This window comes from Bacteriovorax sp. Seq25_V (assembly GCF_000447795.1).
Lineage (GTDB): Bacteria > Bdellovibrionota > Bacteriovoracia > Bacteriovoracales > Bacteriovoracaceae > Halobacteriovorax_A.
The window spans coordinates 52,467-68,260 of the sequence record NZ_AUNI01000021.1 but is presented as its reverse complement, the minus strand read 5'-3'; the positions used below and the strand labels follow the sequence as shown (position 1 = coordinate 68,260).

At 36.0% G+C, this 15,794-nt stretch carries 18 protein-coding genes and 1 tRNA gene; 11 read left to right on the top strand and 8 right to left on the bottom strand.

Going from position 1 to position 15,794, the window contains the following annotated elements:
• Positions 1–24: 24 nt before the first annotated feature.
• The 4 genes from M900_RS15060 (at position 25) to ychF (ending at position 2,767) form a co-directional block, all read left to right on the top strand.
• Positions 25–100: transfer RNA gene (locus M900_RS15060), tRNA-Gln, on the top strand.
• Between the two features lie 20 nt (positions 101–120).
• On the top strand, positions 121–1,065 hold the full coding sequence (locus M900_RS15055; protein ID WP_034733045.1) for a ribose-phosphate pyrophosphokinase: 945 nt from the start codon (positions 121–123) through the stop codon (positions 1,063–1,065).
• A 9-nt stretch (positions 1,066–1,074) separates the two neighbouring features.
• Positions 1,075–1,647 carry an aminoacyl-tRNA hydrolase gene (gene pth / locus M900_RS15050; protein ID WP_021275752.1) on the top strand — a complete coding sequence of 191 codons (573 nt, stop codon included), beginning with the start codon at positions 1,075–1,077 and terminating at the stop codon, positions 1,645–1,647.
• A 10-nt stretch (positions 1,648–1,657) separates the two neighbouring features.
• Entirely contained in the window at positions 1,658–2,767 is a 1,110-nt protein-coding gene (gene ychF, locus M900_RS15045) for a redox-regulated ATPase YchF (protein ID WP_021276055.1), read from the top strand.
• Here ychF and M900_RS15040 read toward each other — a convergent pair.
• Together M900_RS15040 and M900_RS15035 are read right to left on the bottom strand one after the other, a co-directional pair.
• Entirely contained in the window at positions 2,757–4,736 is a 1,980-nt protein-coding gene (locus M900_RS15040; protein WP_021275720.1) for a lytic transglycosylase domain-containing protein, read from the bottom strand. The genes ychF and M900_RS15040 overlap by 11 nt on opposite strands.
• Positions 4,733–5,227, bottom strand: coding sequence for a hypothetical protein (locus tag M900_RS15035; RefSeq protein ID WP_021275952.1), 495 nt, complete (start codon positions 5,225–5,227; stop codon positions 4,733–4,735). Before M900_RS15035 ends, M900_RS15040 begins: the two co-directional genes overlap by 4 nt.
• A gap of 230 nt (positions 5,228–5,457) precedes the next feature.
• Here M900_RS15035 and M900_RS17425 point away from each other — a divergent pair, with 230 nt between their 5' ends.
• From M900_RS17425 to M900_RS15005, 6 genes are all read left to right on the top strand, one after another.
• Positions 5,458–6,594 carry an Mrp/NBP35 family ATP-binding protein gene (locus M900_RS17425; RefSeq protein WP_021275869.1) on the top strand — a complete coding sequence of 379 codons (1,137 nt, stop codon included), beginning with the start codon at positions 5,458–5,460 and terminating at the stop codon, positions 6,592–6,594.
• Complete coding sequence (locus tag M900_RS15025; protein ID WP_021275759.1) at positions 6,594–7,127, top strand: hypothetical protein; 534 nt, start codon at positions 6,594–6,596, stop codon at positions 7,125–7,127. Before M900_RS17425 ends, M900_RS15025 begins: the two co-directional genes overlap by 1 nt.
• A 13-nt stretch (positions 7,128–7,140) precedes the next feature.
• The gene (locus M900_RS15020) at positions 7,141–7,332 is read left to right on the top strand and encodes a hypothetical protein (protein ID WP_021275990.1); all 192 of its coding nucleotides are present in this window, start codon (positions 7,141–7,143) and stop codon (positions 7,330–7,332) included.
• 41 nt (positions 7,333–7,373) lie between these two features.
• Entirely contained in the window at positions 7,374–8,363 is a 990-nt protein-coding gene (locus M900_RS15015) for a hypothetical protein (protein WP_034733041.1), read from the top strand.
• A 162-nt stretch (positions 8,364–8,525) separates the two neighbouring features.
• Complete coding sequence (locus M900_RS15010; protein ID WP_021275996.1) at positions 8,526–9,689, top strand: hypothetical protein; 1,164 nt, start codon at positions 8,526–8,528, stop codon at positions 9,687–9,689.
• Between the two features lie 93 nt (positions 9,690–9,782).
• Complete coding sequence (locus tag M900_RS15005; RefSeq protein WP_021275883.1) at positions 9,783–10,418, top strand: PilZ domain-containing protein; 636 nt, start codon at positions 9,783–9,785, stop codon at positions 10,416–10,418.
• A 16-nt stretch (positions 10,419–10,434) separates the two neighbouring features.
• Here the strand turns inward: M900_RS15005 and M900_RS15000 are convergent, their stop codons facing one another.
• The 6 genes from M900_RS15000 to M900_RS14975 form a co-directional block, all read right to left on the bottom strand.
• Entirely contained in the window at positions 10,435–11,388 is a 954-nt protein-coding gene (locus tag M900_RS15000) for an electron transfer flavoprotein subunit alpha/FixB family protein (protein ID WP_021275873.1), read from the bottom strand.
• Positions 11,389–11,412: 24 nt separating this feature from the next.
• A complete protein-coding gene (locus tag M900_RS14995) occupies positions 11,413–12,201 on the bottom strand; it encodes an electron transfer flavoprotein subunit beta/FixA family protein (protein ID WP_021275875.1) in 789 nt (262 codons plus the stop codon).
• Positions 12,198–13,349 (bottom strand): acyl-CoA dehydrogenase family protein, encoded by a 1,152-nt coding sequence (locus tag M900_RS14990; protein ID WP_021276004.1) that lies wholly within the window; start codon positions 13,347–13,349, stop codon positions 12,198–12,200. The genes M900_RS14995 and M900_RS14990 overlap by 4 nt, the downstream gene beginning before the upstream one ends.
• A 70-nt stretch (positions 13,350–13,419) precedes the next feature.
• Complete coding sequence (gene folK / locus M900_RS14985) at positions 13,420–13,893, bottom strand: 2-amino-4-hydroxy-6-hydroxymethyldihydropteridine diphosphokinase (protein WP_021275681.1); 474 nt, start codon at positions 13,891–13,893, stop codon at positions 13,420–13,422.
• Complete coding sequence (locus M900_RS14980) at positions 13,893–14,078, bottom strand: hypothetical protein (RefSeq protein WP_034733038.1); 186 nt, start codon at positions 14,076–14,078, stop codon at positions 13,893–13,895. The genes folK and M900_RS14980 overlap by 1 nt, the downstream gene beginning before the upstream one ends.
• Positions 14,068–15,030, bottom strand: a complete 963-nt coding sequence (locus tag M900_RS14975; protein WP_157680693.1) for a hypothetical protein — start codon at positions 15,028–15,030, stop codon at positions 14,068–14,070. Before M900_RS14975 ends, M900_RS14980 begins: the two co-directional genes overlap by 11 nt.
• A gap of 109 nt (positions 15,031–15,139) precedes the next feature.
• On the opposite strand from M900_RS14975, the gene M900_RS17420 reads away from it, so the two are divergent.
• Entirely contained in the window at positions 15,140–15,772 is a 633-nt protein-coding gene (locus M900_RS17420) for a LysM peptidoglycan-binding domain-containing protein (RefSeq protein WP_021276041.1), read from the top strand.
• The last annotated feature ends 22 nt before the right edge of the window (positions 15,773–15,794 follow it).

Below are 15,794 nucleotides of genomic sequence, written 5' to 3'. Positions count from 1 at the left end.
TATTTTTTCCATAATTCACATTGTTGGGGTGTCGACAAGTGGCTAAGTCAGCAGATTTTGATTCTGCCATTCGAAGGTTCAAGTCCTTCCACCCCAGCCATTTTTTCCTGGGGGGACCAAGTGAATAGAATAGTCCTTGTTTCGGGATCTTCTAACCCCAAACTTTCCAAAGATATCTCCACTATATTAGATGTTCCTCTGGTTGATCCTCAATTGGTTCGTTTTGCTAATGGCGAAGTATTCTGTGAAATTGAAAAAAATGTTCGTGGTGCAGATGTATTTATAATTCAATCTACATGCCCACCTGTGAATGATAGTTTGATGGAACTATTGATTATGATCGATGCCTTAAAAAGAGCTTCGGCAAAATCAATCACTGCAGTAATTCCACATTACGGTTATTCAAGACAAGATAGAAAGGCAAGTCCAAGAACGCCAATTACAGCGAAGCTTGTGGCCGACATCCTAACCGTTGCGGGAGCAACTCGTGTTATTACGATGGATCTTCATGCAGGACAGATTCAAGGTTTCTTTAATATTCCTTTTGATAATATTTTTGCATCACCAGTACTACTGAACTATATCAAGAAAGAGCTCTTAACTGATAATACGGTATTCGTATCTCCTGATGCTGGTGGTGTTGAACGTGTAAGACATTATGCAAAGAAATGTCACCTAGACATTGCGATGATCGACAAGAGGCGCACAGGGAAGAATATTGCGAAGGCGATGAATATCATCGGTGATGTTAAAGATAAGGATTGTATTATTATCGATGACATGATCGATACTGCGGGAACATTAGTTGAAGCCTGCCAGGCGCTAAAAGATAAAGGTGCTCGTCGTGTTGTTGCTTGTGCTACACACCCTGTTTTTTCTGGTCCAGCACTTGAGAGAATTAAAAACTCTGATGCAATCGATAGAATTATTGTAACAAATACAATTCCACTGACAGAAGAAGCAAAGAGCATTGAAAAGATCACATGTCTCTCTGTTGCAGATATTTTATCAAAAGCAATTCATAGAACATTTAATAACGACTCGGTCAGTTCATTATTTATCTGAGGTTTTTAAATGGCGAAACTAATTGTTGGCCTGGGAAATCCAGGTTCAGAATATTCTCATACAAGACATAATATTGGTTGGGACGTATTTGAAAAATTGAAATTCTATGATGAACTAATCTGGAAAGAAAAAAATAAGGGGATTTACGCCCAGTATGATTTTGATGGGGAAAGAATTTACTTTTTAAAGCCTCAAACATACATGAATCTTTCTGGTGAATGTGTCATTCCTTTTGCAAACTTCTTCAAGATTGATAAGAGTGATATTCTCGTAATTCATGATGAACTTGACCTTAATTTTGGTGTCGTGGCATTCAAAGATGGGGGAGGCCTAGCTGGGCATAATGGACTAAAGTCAATTGCAGCTCAGTATGGTGATCAAAATTTTAAAAGATTAAGAATGGGCATCGGTAGACCCCAACACGGAAGTGTTAGTGATTGGGTACTTGGCAGATATCATGGGGATGATGCTATCGCGATTGATACATATTTAGAAAAAGCTGTAAGAGCAATTGAAACTTATATGAAAAGTGGATTCACTATTGCTCTTCAAAGATATAACAAAAAAAACTTATTGAAATAAAGGGGCCCAAATGGCGTTAAATTGTGGAATCGTAGGACTTCCAAATGTTGGTAAATCAACAATCTTCCAAGCAATTACTTCTGCACCCGCTGAAGCTGCAAACTTTCCATTTTGTACAATCGAACCAAACGTAGGGATTGTAAACGTAAGTGATGAACGTATGCAAAAGATTGCAGACATAATTGGACCAGAAAAACTAATTCCAACTGTGGTTGAATTTGTTGATATTGCAGGACTTGTTAAAGGTGCATCTAAAGGTGAAGGCCTTGGTAATCAGTTCCTTGGTAACATCAGACAAGTAAGCGCTATTGTTCACGTTGTTCGTTGCTTTGATGACTCAAACGTTATTCACGTGCACGGTGAAGTTAATCCAGTAGATGATATTGAAACAATTAACATGGAACTAGCTCTTGCAGACCTTGAAGTAGTTGAAAGAAAACTTTCAAATCTTCCAAAGTTAATGAAAAATCAAAATAAAGAGATAGCGAGTAAAGCAAAGGTTGCTCAACCAATTCTTGAAACACTTGCAAAAGAACTTGCAGAAGGTAGATCAGCAAGAACACTAGGTCTTTCTGAAGAAGATATGGATGTAATCTCTGACCTAAACCTAATCACTTTGAAAAAAGTTCTTTATCTATGTAACGTAGATGAAGAAGGAATTTTCGAAGATAACGACTATGTTAAGGCCGTACAAAAATTCGCAGCAGATGAAGGCTCTTTATCAATGAAAATATGTGGAAAGCTTGAGTCAGAAATCGCAAGCTTAGATACAGATGAAGAAAAAGCTGAATTTATGGAAGCTGCTGGTATTGAGACTACTGGTCTTGCAACTCTAACAAAGGCAGCATACGAGATGCTAGGCCTAAGAACATATTTCACAGCAGGTGTTAAAGAAGTAAGAGCATGGACGTTTAGAGCAGGTGCTAAAGCTCCTGAAGCTGCTGGTGTAATTCATTCTGATTTTGAAAGAGGATTTATTAAAGCTGAAATTTATCACTGTGAAGACCTATTCACATACGGTACTGAAGGTAAAGTTAAAGAAGCCGGAAAACTCCGTATGGAAGGTAAAGAGTACGTTGTTAAAGATGGTGACGTTATTCACTTCAGATTTAACGTTTAGATAATTTGGTAGAGTTTGAAACAACTTTAAAAGTATTTTTCAAACTCTTATCGAAGATATAATTATTATCCAACAGATTATAAAAGAAGAGATTTCTATAAATTAATTTTACGTAAAGTCTTGTTTCTTTATATGGAATCTCTTCAATAAGAAAAATCGGGTCATCATGAACAAAACGATTTTTCACCCATCTTGAAACCTTAGTCGGCCCAGCATTATAAGAACTTAAAGTTAAAATAAGGTTTCCTTCAAATCTATTAAGTAGTTTGTTTAGATATTTAACACCGTATTTTATATTTTGTGCAGGAACGAAGAGCTCGTCATTATTTCTGATACGCCCCATCATCTTCGCTGTACTTGGCATTAACTGCATTAAGCCACGCGCGCCTACATGAGATTGAGCTTTCTCATTGAAAGCAGACTCTTGTCTGATGATAGATAAAACTAATAATGGATCAATATTACCCGAATGATTCTTAATTGTAGTTAAGTGCTTTGTAGGGAAAAGCGAGCTGATATCTAGATTATTAAAATTGTAATCATCACTATCGATAATACGAGATAGGTATTTGAATGAAGAAAGATAGTCATTATTATTTTTAAAGACATCAAGAAAGAAATAAAGCTTTGCTTCTTCAAGTTCTTCTTTTGTGTAATCATTTAATAATGTTTTTGAAGAAATTAAATCATTTGCCTCAAGACTTGAGAAATGTGCAATGAAGCGATCGACTTTAGATGAATAGTTTAGTTCTTTCCATACAAGCATTTCATTCAAATTATTAAACTCAGACTTTGCAAGATCGCCATCTTTAATTTTCAGTAGAGTGTGACTACGAGACTTGAACTTGTTTTTCATAAACTTTTCATCAATATGTGGTACATAGTTCTGAGCAATGATTGAGTAATAATTCAATGGATTGTTTTTGATCAGCAGGTTAAACAAATGTTGAGACATTGAAGATTCACCTTCTTTATAAAGTGAATAAGCAATCCAAAACTTATTCTTTGAACTTAATCTTGAAAAGTCTTCTACAAGCTTAAGTTGACTGATAATTCCAAGAGTATCATTAAATTTCTTTTCAGATAGTGAAATCCATAGTGCTTGAAAAATAGCATCGTTACGATTGTCATTGTTTTGGCTAATTGAGATCGCGTACTTAAATAATTTAAAAGCCTGTTTTTCAAATCCACGATCCTTTAGGTCTTGTCCTGCAATGATCACTCTCTTCCAAGCAGATTTTGGATATATAAATTGCTTGTTAGAATTATGAAAAGATATGAGATAATCAGCCTGTGCTGGAGGAGTGTCCTCGTTTGCTAGAGAACGTGCAAGCTTGATGAATTCTTTTGTTAGGATAATTTTATTTCTTCTTGAAAGTGGAAGTTTCTTTTGAAATAAACTCGTGATTTTTGAATTGATATCTATGAGATCAAGTAGTTTTTGTGGAAGAGTAATATCTTCTTCTAGCGAGATCTCTACAGTCTCATTTAGTAAATGGTTGAACAAGTCACTTTTACTATTAAGCTTTGTTAGCAGGTCTACCAAAGTTGACTGGTCATTCTCTAGAAAGAACTTAATTGTATTGGCAATCCATGTCTTTTTATCCGCATTGATATTTTTTAGCTTAGAAAATTTAGATAATTGGATCTGATAGCAGTAGCTTCTTGTTTTAATAGTAAGATTATTTCCCCAAGGTCTATCTTGATTACTCTTGAGTTTTGTACAATCAAAATTTTTAGCTTTTGTGATCTCTTGAATAAGTTCGATTTCTGGTAGATATCTTTTGAACGTTTTAGAGCTGCTTGCAAACTGTTTAGCTTGATTGATTGTAGAAGTTTTGAAGTTACTACGTAGTAGGTTGCGTTCAAGTTCTGCAATGTATTTTGCAGCTTGAATATCATTGTTGTTAAGCTGTGCAAAAGCAGCAGAGAATGAAAGTGAAAACAGGGCAACCTTTAGTAAATTCAACCGATGAACTCCTCGAAACGTTCTTCAATCGTTTCTAGTCTTTTAACAATTTCATTGATGACAACTTTTTTATCATCAGGAACAGTCTGCCTCAGATTTTTTAGGTAAGCTGCGGCTTCCGAAATGTAAACGGTGTCTTCTTTAAAGTGATCTTGAAAAGTTTCAATAGTCGTATTCACTTCGTCAGCGACGTCTTGGAAATAGTCTCCATTTCTAAAAAATAATTTGCCTTCGCTATAACCATTTCTAAGGTTTGTAAGATATTTTTTTAATTTATAAAGAGGGCCAGCAATTTTATGTGTAAAGATGATGCAAACAATGAAGATCACTAGACCAAAAATTAACTGCCATAAAACAAGCAGCATTCGTAAGCTGTCTTTCATTTCATCCACAGACAATTTACTTTGCGGAAACTTCTCTCCAATTGTTCCAAGTGCCTGATAAATCACCATTGGATAAAAACTACTGAAAATAATTATTACTAAACTCATGAGGATGCTGAATTTCAACTGAAACTTGGTATCGACAATAAAAATTGACCTTTTGTATGGTTTGGACACAATGAAACTCCATTTTCTTTATATCCCTTATTGGAATGCCCTTATATTATCTATTGTCTTCGAAAATTTATCCAGTTAGGCAAAATTTTAAGGCTTCCAATTGCCTGAATGTGCTTAATTTAATAATATCCAATGAACTAAATATAAATTGGAGACTATTAGTGGAGCATATTAGACAGATATTAGAATCAATCAAAAATCCTGCAACAGGTGAAACGTTTGGCGCAGAAAATAGGATTGAAAAAATTGAAAATAAAAATGGTCAACTTCATATTACTTATAAGAGAGATGGTATTAGTCCAGAGCAAAAAAAAGTACTTGAAGGCGTAATTATTAACGAGTTAAAACAACACTTTAGCGAAGATAATATCTATATCATGACGACATCGACAAACTCACAAGATGTACTTGGGAAGAAAGCACCTGAAAAGGCTCCTGAGAAAGCTAATCTAAAAGTTGGACACGGTAATCCACTTCCTTCAAAACGTAAGGTTAATGGGGCTAAACAGATTATCGCTGTTTCTTCAGGGAAAGGTGGAGTAGGAAAGTCGACTGTATCAACGAACCTCGCACTTGCTCTTAAAAATCAAGGTAAGAAAGTCGGACTACTTGATGCAGATATTTATGGGCCATCAATTCCAATGTTGCTTGGAATGAGAGATGCAAAACCCATTTCTACAGATGATAAAAAAATTGCCCCTATAGAATCAAATGGGATTAAGTTCATGAGTTTCGGACTTTTCATTGCTGAAGGTGACCCTGTTATTTGGCGTGGCCCAATGCTGGGTGGAGTATTGAACCAATTCTTATTTGATGTCGATTGGGGAGAGCTGGACTATCTGATTCTTGATCTTCCTCCTGGAACTGGAGATGTTCAACTCTCAATGATTCAGGCGACTGATATCACAGGTGTTGTTGGAGTCTCGACTCCTCAAGATGTTGCAATTTTAGATTCTAGAAAAGGGTTTAAAATGTTTGGCCAAGTTAACGTTCCAGTTTTAGGATTAATAGAAAACATGAGTTACTTTGTTCCAGATGATATGCCTGAGAAAAAATACTATATTTTCGGAAATGGTGGGGTATCAAAGGTTGCAAAAGAACTAGAAACAAACTTCTTAGGTGATATTCCAATGGAAATCGCACTAAGAGAGAGTTGTGATAATGGAGCTCCTTATATGGCGAATAATAGCTATGAAGGTAGACCGGTATGGAACGCTTATACTTCGATTGCGAAGAAGCTTATTGAGCTAACTTCACCAGAAAAGAAAGGGTTCTTTTCAAAAATTCTAGGAAAATAATGTCTGTTTTAGAAACGATAGAAGAACAGAGTTCTTTCGGATTTACTGGAAGGATTAATGTTTTAAAAGCTAGTGATGGCCAATTTTTAGGAGTTATATTTCTTAAAGATGGCGACGTTGTTAGTTCTCAATTTGCAAAGAAAACTGGTGTTACAGCACTAATTTCATTGTTGATCGCCGATCTCGAAAGTTTGGTAGACTATCGTTTAGTTGTTGAACCTGAAATTGTAAACGAGAGTGATATTGAGTTTAGTTTAAAGGTGAACGAACTAAAATCTCGTTCAAGTCAGCTTTACCAAGAGCACTTAGAGGCGAAGAAATTACGTCCACCGAGCTCTTTAAGGTTGATGATTAATCCATCTTACATAAACGATGGAGAGAAGCCTGACTCAACTGAGTTTGCTATATTAAAAACTCTTGTTGAATATTCTAAGGTAGAAGATGTATATAAGCATACAGACCTTTTTGAGTTTGAAATAACAAAAGGCCTTGTAGGTTTAAGAAAAAAAAGTGCGATTAAAGTTGTGAAATAAATTAGGAGAAATTATGAAGGGACAAGTGCACAATCAAGGTGAATTAAAAGAACTAAAAGTAAAGATCGAAGCAGATGTTGTTACTGCATTTGAAACAATGGTAGAAAAAACAGGTCAAAGTCTTGATGAACTAGTAGTTATCGCTCTTAAACGTTTTAGAGCAAGCCACTCAGATTACGAGCAAAAAACACTAACTCTAGACTAATATTATTTTAGATCAGCTAGTTTGTTCCGATAAGCTAGCTGATGTATAAATCCTCACTGATCACATTATTTATATTACTAACTTCATGTTCAACTTTTGAATCAGCTACAAAACGTACACCTGCGAGCTTAAAAGATAAGACCGTAAGTTGCTATAATTCAGTTATAGACATACTAAAGCCAACTAAATCAGAAAATATAGACGCACGCATTAAAGAATCATTCGATAGTGTGGATGTAAAATCACTAGACAATAAGACAAACTCATATGTAATTACAGATGGTTATTCACTATATGGGGAAGTCTCGTATGAAGAGCTATTTACTGGTTATTCAGTACTGAAAGTTAAAGATGAAAATGGAACTCTTCATATTATCGATCCAGAGGTGACCAGCACTAAAGTTTACCCATCAGGTAAGGAACACCAAGGGAATAGGTATTATTCAAGAAAACCGGACCTGCCAAAATTGCAAAAAGATAAGTTCCTAGCGGGATATTGTAGCTCAATCAAGGCTGTTAACCAGGAATCGTTAGCTAAATATAAGAAATTATTTAGTAAATATACAATCAAGGAAACACCGATCAAGAGTCGCGGTAAGGCAGCAGCTATGTGCTTTGGAGGAATGGGCACTATTCCAGCAACTGGCTTAATCGCATATTCAACAATTTACAAGGATCGAGAATATAAGCGCGACCAATCTTGGTACGAAATGCACGGATCAAACTGGATTTTAGGTTTAGGCTTTATGGCCGCGTTCCATCAGTGTTCAAACATCCTAGCGCCAGCAAAATATCAAGCATTCCTTGCACTTACACTTGGAGTTGATGTTGCTGCAAATATTATGTACGAAGTGAAATTTTCTGACACGTTCATACCACCAATTGAAGAAAAGCCAGTAACTACTGACCCTAATGACCTTGTAGCAGGGCTTGTTGGAGCTGCGAACTATTATCTTGTTGCTCAGATCTTTAAGGATATGTTCGGTGTTAGCCAAGAAAAATTCTGTAAGTCATATCTTCAAAAACTGTAGATTTTTTCGACAGTGTTATATTTTATACAGTACTTAGAATACCCCTCAACGTAAATTCAATGCCTTAGTTAACAAAATACATAAAAAACCTCTGGCTGAGCATGATTCAGTTTGGCACGCGCGTTGCAACATATATCACATACACACTTAGAGGTTATGATCATGAAAGCAACAAACTTAATTCAAAAAGCAACTTTAGCAGCATTCGTATCAGGATCATTTATGGTTTTTGGTGGAATCTACCAGAGCATGAAAGTTACGGATACATCATATATGAAGGATTCTGAAATTAAGTTTTCTAAGAGATTAGATGAGTCGAAAGACAGAGTTGTAGCTTCTGCAGTTAAAAAGCAAAAAGCAATTCACTACCTTCCAGTTAATGAGTTTAACTCTGCAACGATTAATGGAAAGTGGGAAATCATTAGAATCGAAGATGAGAATGGTGAAACTGTTTTAGATATTAATGATGGTGATAAAGCAAGAATCGTAAACTTTGAACTTTTTAGAACAAGTCAAATTAGAATTAACGACAATAATAAGTATCTATTTGATATTTCATTTTTACACGAAGCTGGAAATAATATCGCTATCTTTAGATCATACGGAAAAGGTTATGAACTAATTGAAGCAAGAAGAGTAAATAAAGCAGTTGTAGCAACTTCAGAAGTTGTTGAATCAGAAGAAGTAAAAGCGGAAGAAGTATATACTGAACAAGAAGGTCTTGTTGATTTAACTCTTGAAAGAGCGATGATTCCAACTCTTGGAAGCACAGTAATTGTTGGATCTGATTTTGTTAACGGTGAAGTAGCGATTGGAAACAAGGCTGTTCAAGGTCTATCATTCTCAGTATCAAATAAAGAAGGTAAAGAAGTTTCTTTTGCAATCTCTGATATCCAACTTCAAGATGCTGGAAACTTTACAGTAGAAGTTGATGGGCAAGAGTCAACTGGACTTGTAACTAACAACGGTAAAGATTCTTACAGAATTAGATTTGCAACTGGTCCACTTCAAGGTGCACTACTAAACTTTGTAACAGACTCTGAAATGGATAGACTTAGAGAAGAAGCATACCAAGTAGAAAGACTGAAAGAAGAAAGAGAAGCAGAAGTAGATAGCGTAAAAGTAACAGAAGTAACAAATCAACAAGAAGCAGCTGTTAGCGAAAGAAAGAATGCAAACTCAATCGATGCAAGCTACAAAGCACAAGTTGAAGAAGAAGTAGAAGCTGAACTTAGAGAGCAAATCGAAGAAGAATACCAAGTTGAGTCAATAGAAGGTGAAGAAAATTTTGTAACAGAAGTATCAAGACAAGGTTTCAGTTTCTAATATGAGCACCCATTGGGTGCTTTTCTTATATCAATTAATAAAAATTAATTTACGACCTCGGGCCAATAAATAAATTCTGTGTGATAATACAGCATGGAAAATTTTAAGTGGGAAGAAGACAGGCTAGCGATTAAAGAAGTATTAGATAGAGCTCTTATAAAGCTAGAGAATATTATTATATGGCAAGCAACTGAGGCCCAAAAAATAATACATAATGGTTTCATCCTTGAGCACAATGAAGATGCAAATAGTATTATTCTATCTAAAGTCAAAAAACTTAAATCATTCAAAGAGCATCTTCCAGTCTATTTAAAGTTTATGACGAGATCAATGCTCATTAAAGGGAAGATGAAAAGAGAGACGAAAGAATTCGTTGTAATTGAATTACCTGATCGAATTAAGCTAATTGAAAATCGACAAAGCAAGAGAACAAAAGTAGATGATAGTCAGAATGTATTGTTTGAAAAAGTACAAGCAAACACACTAGGGAAATCAAGATTTAGTTTTGAATTATTAGATATTTCTGACAGTGGGCTTGGTTTAAAGATGTCAGATTTGAATGTAAAGCTACTCACTGCGGGAGATAAGTTTCGTTTAATAAAAATGCAAGGAAAAGAGATTAAAATAAAAATTTACTATCGAATTGTGCATATCTCACCAGGGGATATAGATCGCCATGGAAAAATAAATTCATATATAGTTGGGATGAAAAAAGAAGGGGACCAATAAGATCCCCTTCGATTTATTATAGAACTTTTTTGAATTCTTCTTTAAGAAGTGGAACGATTTGGAAAAGATCCCCAACGATTCCGTAATCAGCTTTTGTAAAGATTGGCGCATCTGGATCAGTATTAATCGCAACGATAACCTTTGAAGTTCTCATACCAGCTAAGTGCTGAATTGCACCAGAAATACCACAAGCAATATAAAGTGATGGAGAAACTGTTTTACCTGTTTGTCCAACTTGCATTGAGTGAGGAGCATATCCTGAATCAACAGCTGCTCTTGAAGCACCAACTGTTGCACCAAGAACTTCAGCAAGCTCTTCAAGAATCTTGAAGTTAGCAGCTTCTTTCATTGCTCTACCACCAGAAACAATAATATTTGCTTCTGTAAGGTCAAGCTTTTCTGAAGCACCTTTAATGATTTCTTTAATTGCTGCTCTAATTTCACCTGCATTTGCTGCAACTTCAGTAGCTGCACCAGCACCAGCAGTTGGATTTTCTGGAAGTCCAAGTGAATTTGGTCTAACTGTTACAAAGTGTGGCTTAGGACCTGTTAGTTCAACTTTTGCAAGAACTTTACCAGCGAATAGTGGTCTTGTTCCAGCGAAAGCATCACCGTCCATAACAAAGTTTGTTACTTCAGAAGCCATACCAGCGTCGAACATACCAGCAAGTCTTGGCATTAAATCTTTTGCCAAAGAAGTAGATCCTGCAAATACATAGTCGTACTTATCACCAATAAACTCTTTAAGCGCATTAGCGTAACCTTCTGGTGAGTAGTTATCAAGGTTTGCACCTTTAAGGTTATGAACATTGGCTGCACCAAACTTTGCAAGGTCAGAAACAGCGTTCGCTCCCATATTACCAACTAGAGCAACGTCAACTGTGTGACCTGCTAGTTTTCCTAAAATTTCGAATGTTACAGACTTAACTGTATCACCGTTTGCTTCAGCAAATACTAATACTTTTGCCATTATATTATCTCCTAAAAAAATTAATTAGATTACTTTTGCTTCTTCTCTTAAAAGCTTAACAACATCTGCAACAACAGATGCCTGAACAGCTTCGTCCATTGCTTCAAACTTTTTCCCAGCTGGTTTTTCTGGAGGAAGTTGGAAGTTAGAGTATTTAACTCTTACATCAGAATCAGAAACACCAACATCACCAAGTGAGTACTGAGCAAGTGGCTTTTTCTTTGCTTTCATAATTCCTGGAAGAGATGCGTAACGAGGAGAATTTAATCCTTTGTTACAAGCAATTAGAGCTGGAGAAGTCACTTCGTAAACTTCTAGTGCTCCACCTTCAACTTCTCTTTTAAGTGTATACTTTCCACCAGCTTCTTCACAACCAACAACAACAGATACAGATGGAAGACCTAGCATTTGTGCTACAAGTTGTGGAACTTGAAGACAGTCATCATCGATCGCTTGTTTACCAGTGAAGATAACATCAGCTGACTTTCCAGATTTCTCAATAGCACCTTTAATTGCTTTAGCCGTAGCATAAGAATCTAGGTTATCAGAAGCTTCAACAAGAATTGCTTCATCAGCACCCATTGCAAGAGCTGTTCTTAGAGCTTCAGTGTCTTTAACACCACCAACTCTTACTACTGTAACAGTTGCTCCAGCATTTGCTGCTTTAGTTAATAGAGCTTGCTCTACTGCGAATTCATCATACGGATTCATAATCCACTTGATTGAGTTTGTTTCAATGTAAGACCCGTCACCATTAGGCGTAACCTTAGTTTCAGTGTCAGGAACTTGTTTAATACATACGAAGATGTTCAATTTTGACTCCTTGAAAAAATTTCTTTTGCTATAACTAATCTTTGTATTTGAGATGTGCCTTCATAGATTTGAATTAGCTTTGCATCTCTCATTAATTTCTCTACTGGATATTCTTTGCTGTAGCCGTAACCACCAAAAACTTGCACAGCATCTGTTGCAACAGACATAAACATGTCAGCAGCTTTTGCCTTGGCATATGAAGATAATTCAGGATTTGGATGTCCTTGATCAAGATGCCAAGCAGATTTTAGCACAAGTAACCTCGATGCTTCAATCTCCATCGCCATATCTGCGATCATTATTTGAATTGCTTGGTGTTTTGCTAGCGGTGTGCCAAACTGAACTCTCTCAAGGGCGTATTTTACAGCATGATCGAGCGATGCTTGAGCACCTCCAACAGCGCTTGAAGCAACCATTGGACGTGAGTGATTTAAAGTTGCCATTGCAATTTTCCAACCTTCACCAAGCATTCCAAGTAAATTTTCTTTAGGAACTTTAACGTTATTAAAAGTTACAGCACGAGTATCTGAGCAACGATGCCCCATCTTATTTTCTTTGGCACCAAGTTCGATACCGGCTGTCTTTCCATCAATAACAATTGCTGAAATACCTTTGTGTTTTAACGATGAATCATATGTACCATAGACAACAAAAAGGTCAGCATAGCCGGCATTTGTAATCCACATCTTATTGCCATTAACAACGTAATGGTCACCAGCATCTTTAATCGTCGTTTTAATTCCTGCAGCGTCAGAACCATTGCCTGGTTCAGTAAGGCAGAATGCAGCAAGCTTATATGATTCAGTAAATGGTCTTAGAAATCTTTCTTTCTGTTCATCACTTCCACCGATAACAATCGGCAAGAGTGCAAGATCGTTTGCCATGATTGCTGTATTCATACCGAGACAACCATAAGCAAGCGCCTCTGTAATGACCATTGAATCAACTGCGCCAAAACCATTGCCTCCAAATTGCTCAGGAATACAAGTGTTCACTAGACCAAGTTCCCACGCTTTTGTCAGAATATCCATGGGCATCTCAGCCTTCTCATCATATTCCATTGCTTTGGGCATCATCTCGTTGCGAGCGAATTTCATAGCGAGTTCACGAATTTCTTTTTGTTCATCTGTAAGATCGAAATTAAGCATAGGTAGTTCCTGTGAATATTAATTGTATATATAATACTTCAAACAGTAAAAAAGGAAATCGGGAAAAAAGTTAGAGAAAACCGATACAAGTACTTTTTGTCGTGAACGTGTCATTGAAATGATAAAATAATTTAAGATTTGAAAAAATAGATAGCTGAGATAAAGGCTCAACAACAAAGCTTCTGTCGTTGATATGTGGATGTGGTAATATTAAATCTGTATCCTCTAAAACAATATCGTCAAAGAATAATATATCGATATCAATTGTGCGAGGTCCCCATTTTTCAAGACGAACACGACCAAGACTTAACTCTGTTTGCTGGCATAACTGTAAGCAGTCATGAGGTGACTTATTGTTAACTTCGTAAACAACACACAGATTCAAATAATCAGGCTGAGGGATATGTCCAAAAGACTCGGATTGGAAAAGTTTGCTGATTTCGCTGTATGGTCCAAACTTCTTATCAAGTGATGAAATGGCGTCTTTGAGAATTTCTCGAGAATTACCCTGATTCGAGCCAAGGCCTAAAACAAGCTTGGACATTAATTACTATCTTCTGCTTGCTGCTCATCCTCTGCATCAATAACTTCGGTTGGAGTGAGTTTAGTCTTGTTTAACTCTAAGTAAGAAGGAATAACTGAACTTTCTTCCGGCATTGGAGGAGCCTTAACTCCACAAGATACAAAGGAGAGAAGAAAAGATAAAAAAATGAGTTGTTTAAAATTCAAGAGTAAGTCCTACGTTTAGAATATCAGTTCCAACCTCAGCTTTTACAAACCACCCGGGTACAAGACGCTTAAGCATTGTCACCCCAGCAATTGGCTTGCTCTCTTTGAGTTCTTCGAATCTTTTTAATTCCAGTGCTGCGATCTCTTCATCTTCGTTTGATCCCGCACCTGGTGAGTCAGGTACAATAATTTGATAACCAAAATAAGGCATAAAAACGGTATAGAATGGACCCTTGATTGCATACTTTGCCCTCAAGGCAAAGTTTTGAATCGCAGTATCAATACCAGAAGTAGGGTATTCTTTTATTGTGTGCTGACCATAATAAAACTCAGCCCATATATTTGAATCAATTTGATAAGAATAACTGAAATTGATCTGTTGATTTTTGGCTTCATTTTGACCTTCGTCATAACCATCAACGAGACCTAGACCAAAAGAGACTAAGTTGTCATTTTTAATAACTTGCTTATTGTTTTGTTCTGCATTCATATCTGCATCGAGAATTGTTGCTTCATCAAAAAGATCTTCTTCACTTTCAATTTGAAACTCTTCTTCTTTCTTTTCATCTTTCTTCAAACGATAAAAACTATCATCGCCTCTTAAGATTTGTACTTCCATTGAACTACGTAGAGAATTGAAAAGTTCAAGTGAATAAATCTTTGTAATCTTAACAGCAGAAATTTGAGCATTTAATTTTGCAACTAAACCGCGAGCGATAGGCTTTTGCTCGAGAAGAATTGTAATAAAGTCTCCTCTTGCATAACTGTCTTGATTATTTGTAATCAGAAATATACGTCTACTCTCAGAAACATTCATGATTGTTTCAACTGCTAAGTCATATGTGCGTTCATCGACATTAGAGCTATCAGAAAAGCTATCTACAACTGATTGTGAAAAACAATTAGTCGACAAAATTAGTATGAATAACGGAATTAAAATCCTACTTAGCATAAATAAGATTTTATCTTATTATATAATTTAAGTCTACTTATCAAAAAATTAATGAAAAAAAATTGTAATCCGATAGACTATAAAAGTTAGTGAAACCCAGGGGGGAGAAATGAATAAAATAATTAAACTGCTTCTACTTATATCAATCGCTTTTGGTGGTGCATCTTGTTCGAATAAAAAAGTAAAACAAGATGAGATGGCATCAAATAATACAAGTGAAGAACTAGTGATCGACGACGCTGATTTCGTAGTTGATGCCGACGCAAAAGACGAAATGGCAACAGATGCAGCTGATACTGAAATCGTTGGTGTAGAAACAAGTGAACCACTGAAAGATGAAATGGTTGATTCTTCTGCTCCAGTAATTACTGAAAGTGAAGTTTATGAAGTACAAAAGGGAGAAACTCTAATGTGGATCTCATTTAAACTTTACGGCGACTATAGAAAGTGGAGAGAGCTACAAGCTAATAACCAAGATGTTCTAGCTGATGGTGTTCAAGTTGGTGATAAAATCAGATATACTCCAGGAAATTTTGTATGGAATCCAAAGGGACTACCACACCTAATCAAGTCTGGTGACACTCTAGCTTCAATTTCAAATGAAAAATATGGAACATTCAAGAAATGGAGAAGTATTTGGGAAAACAACTCTGATATGATCAGAGATCCAAATCTTATCTTTGCTGGTTTTACTCTTTACTACGTACCAGAAGAAAGAGAACTTGCATCAGAACAACTCTAATTTAAATTCATTGGGCCCTACT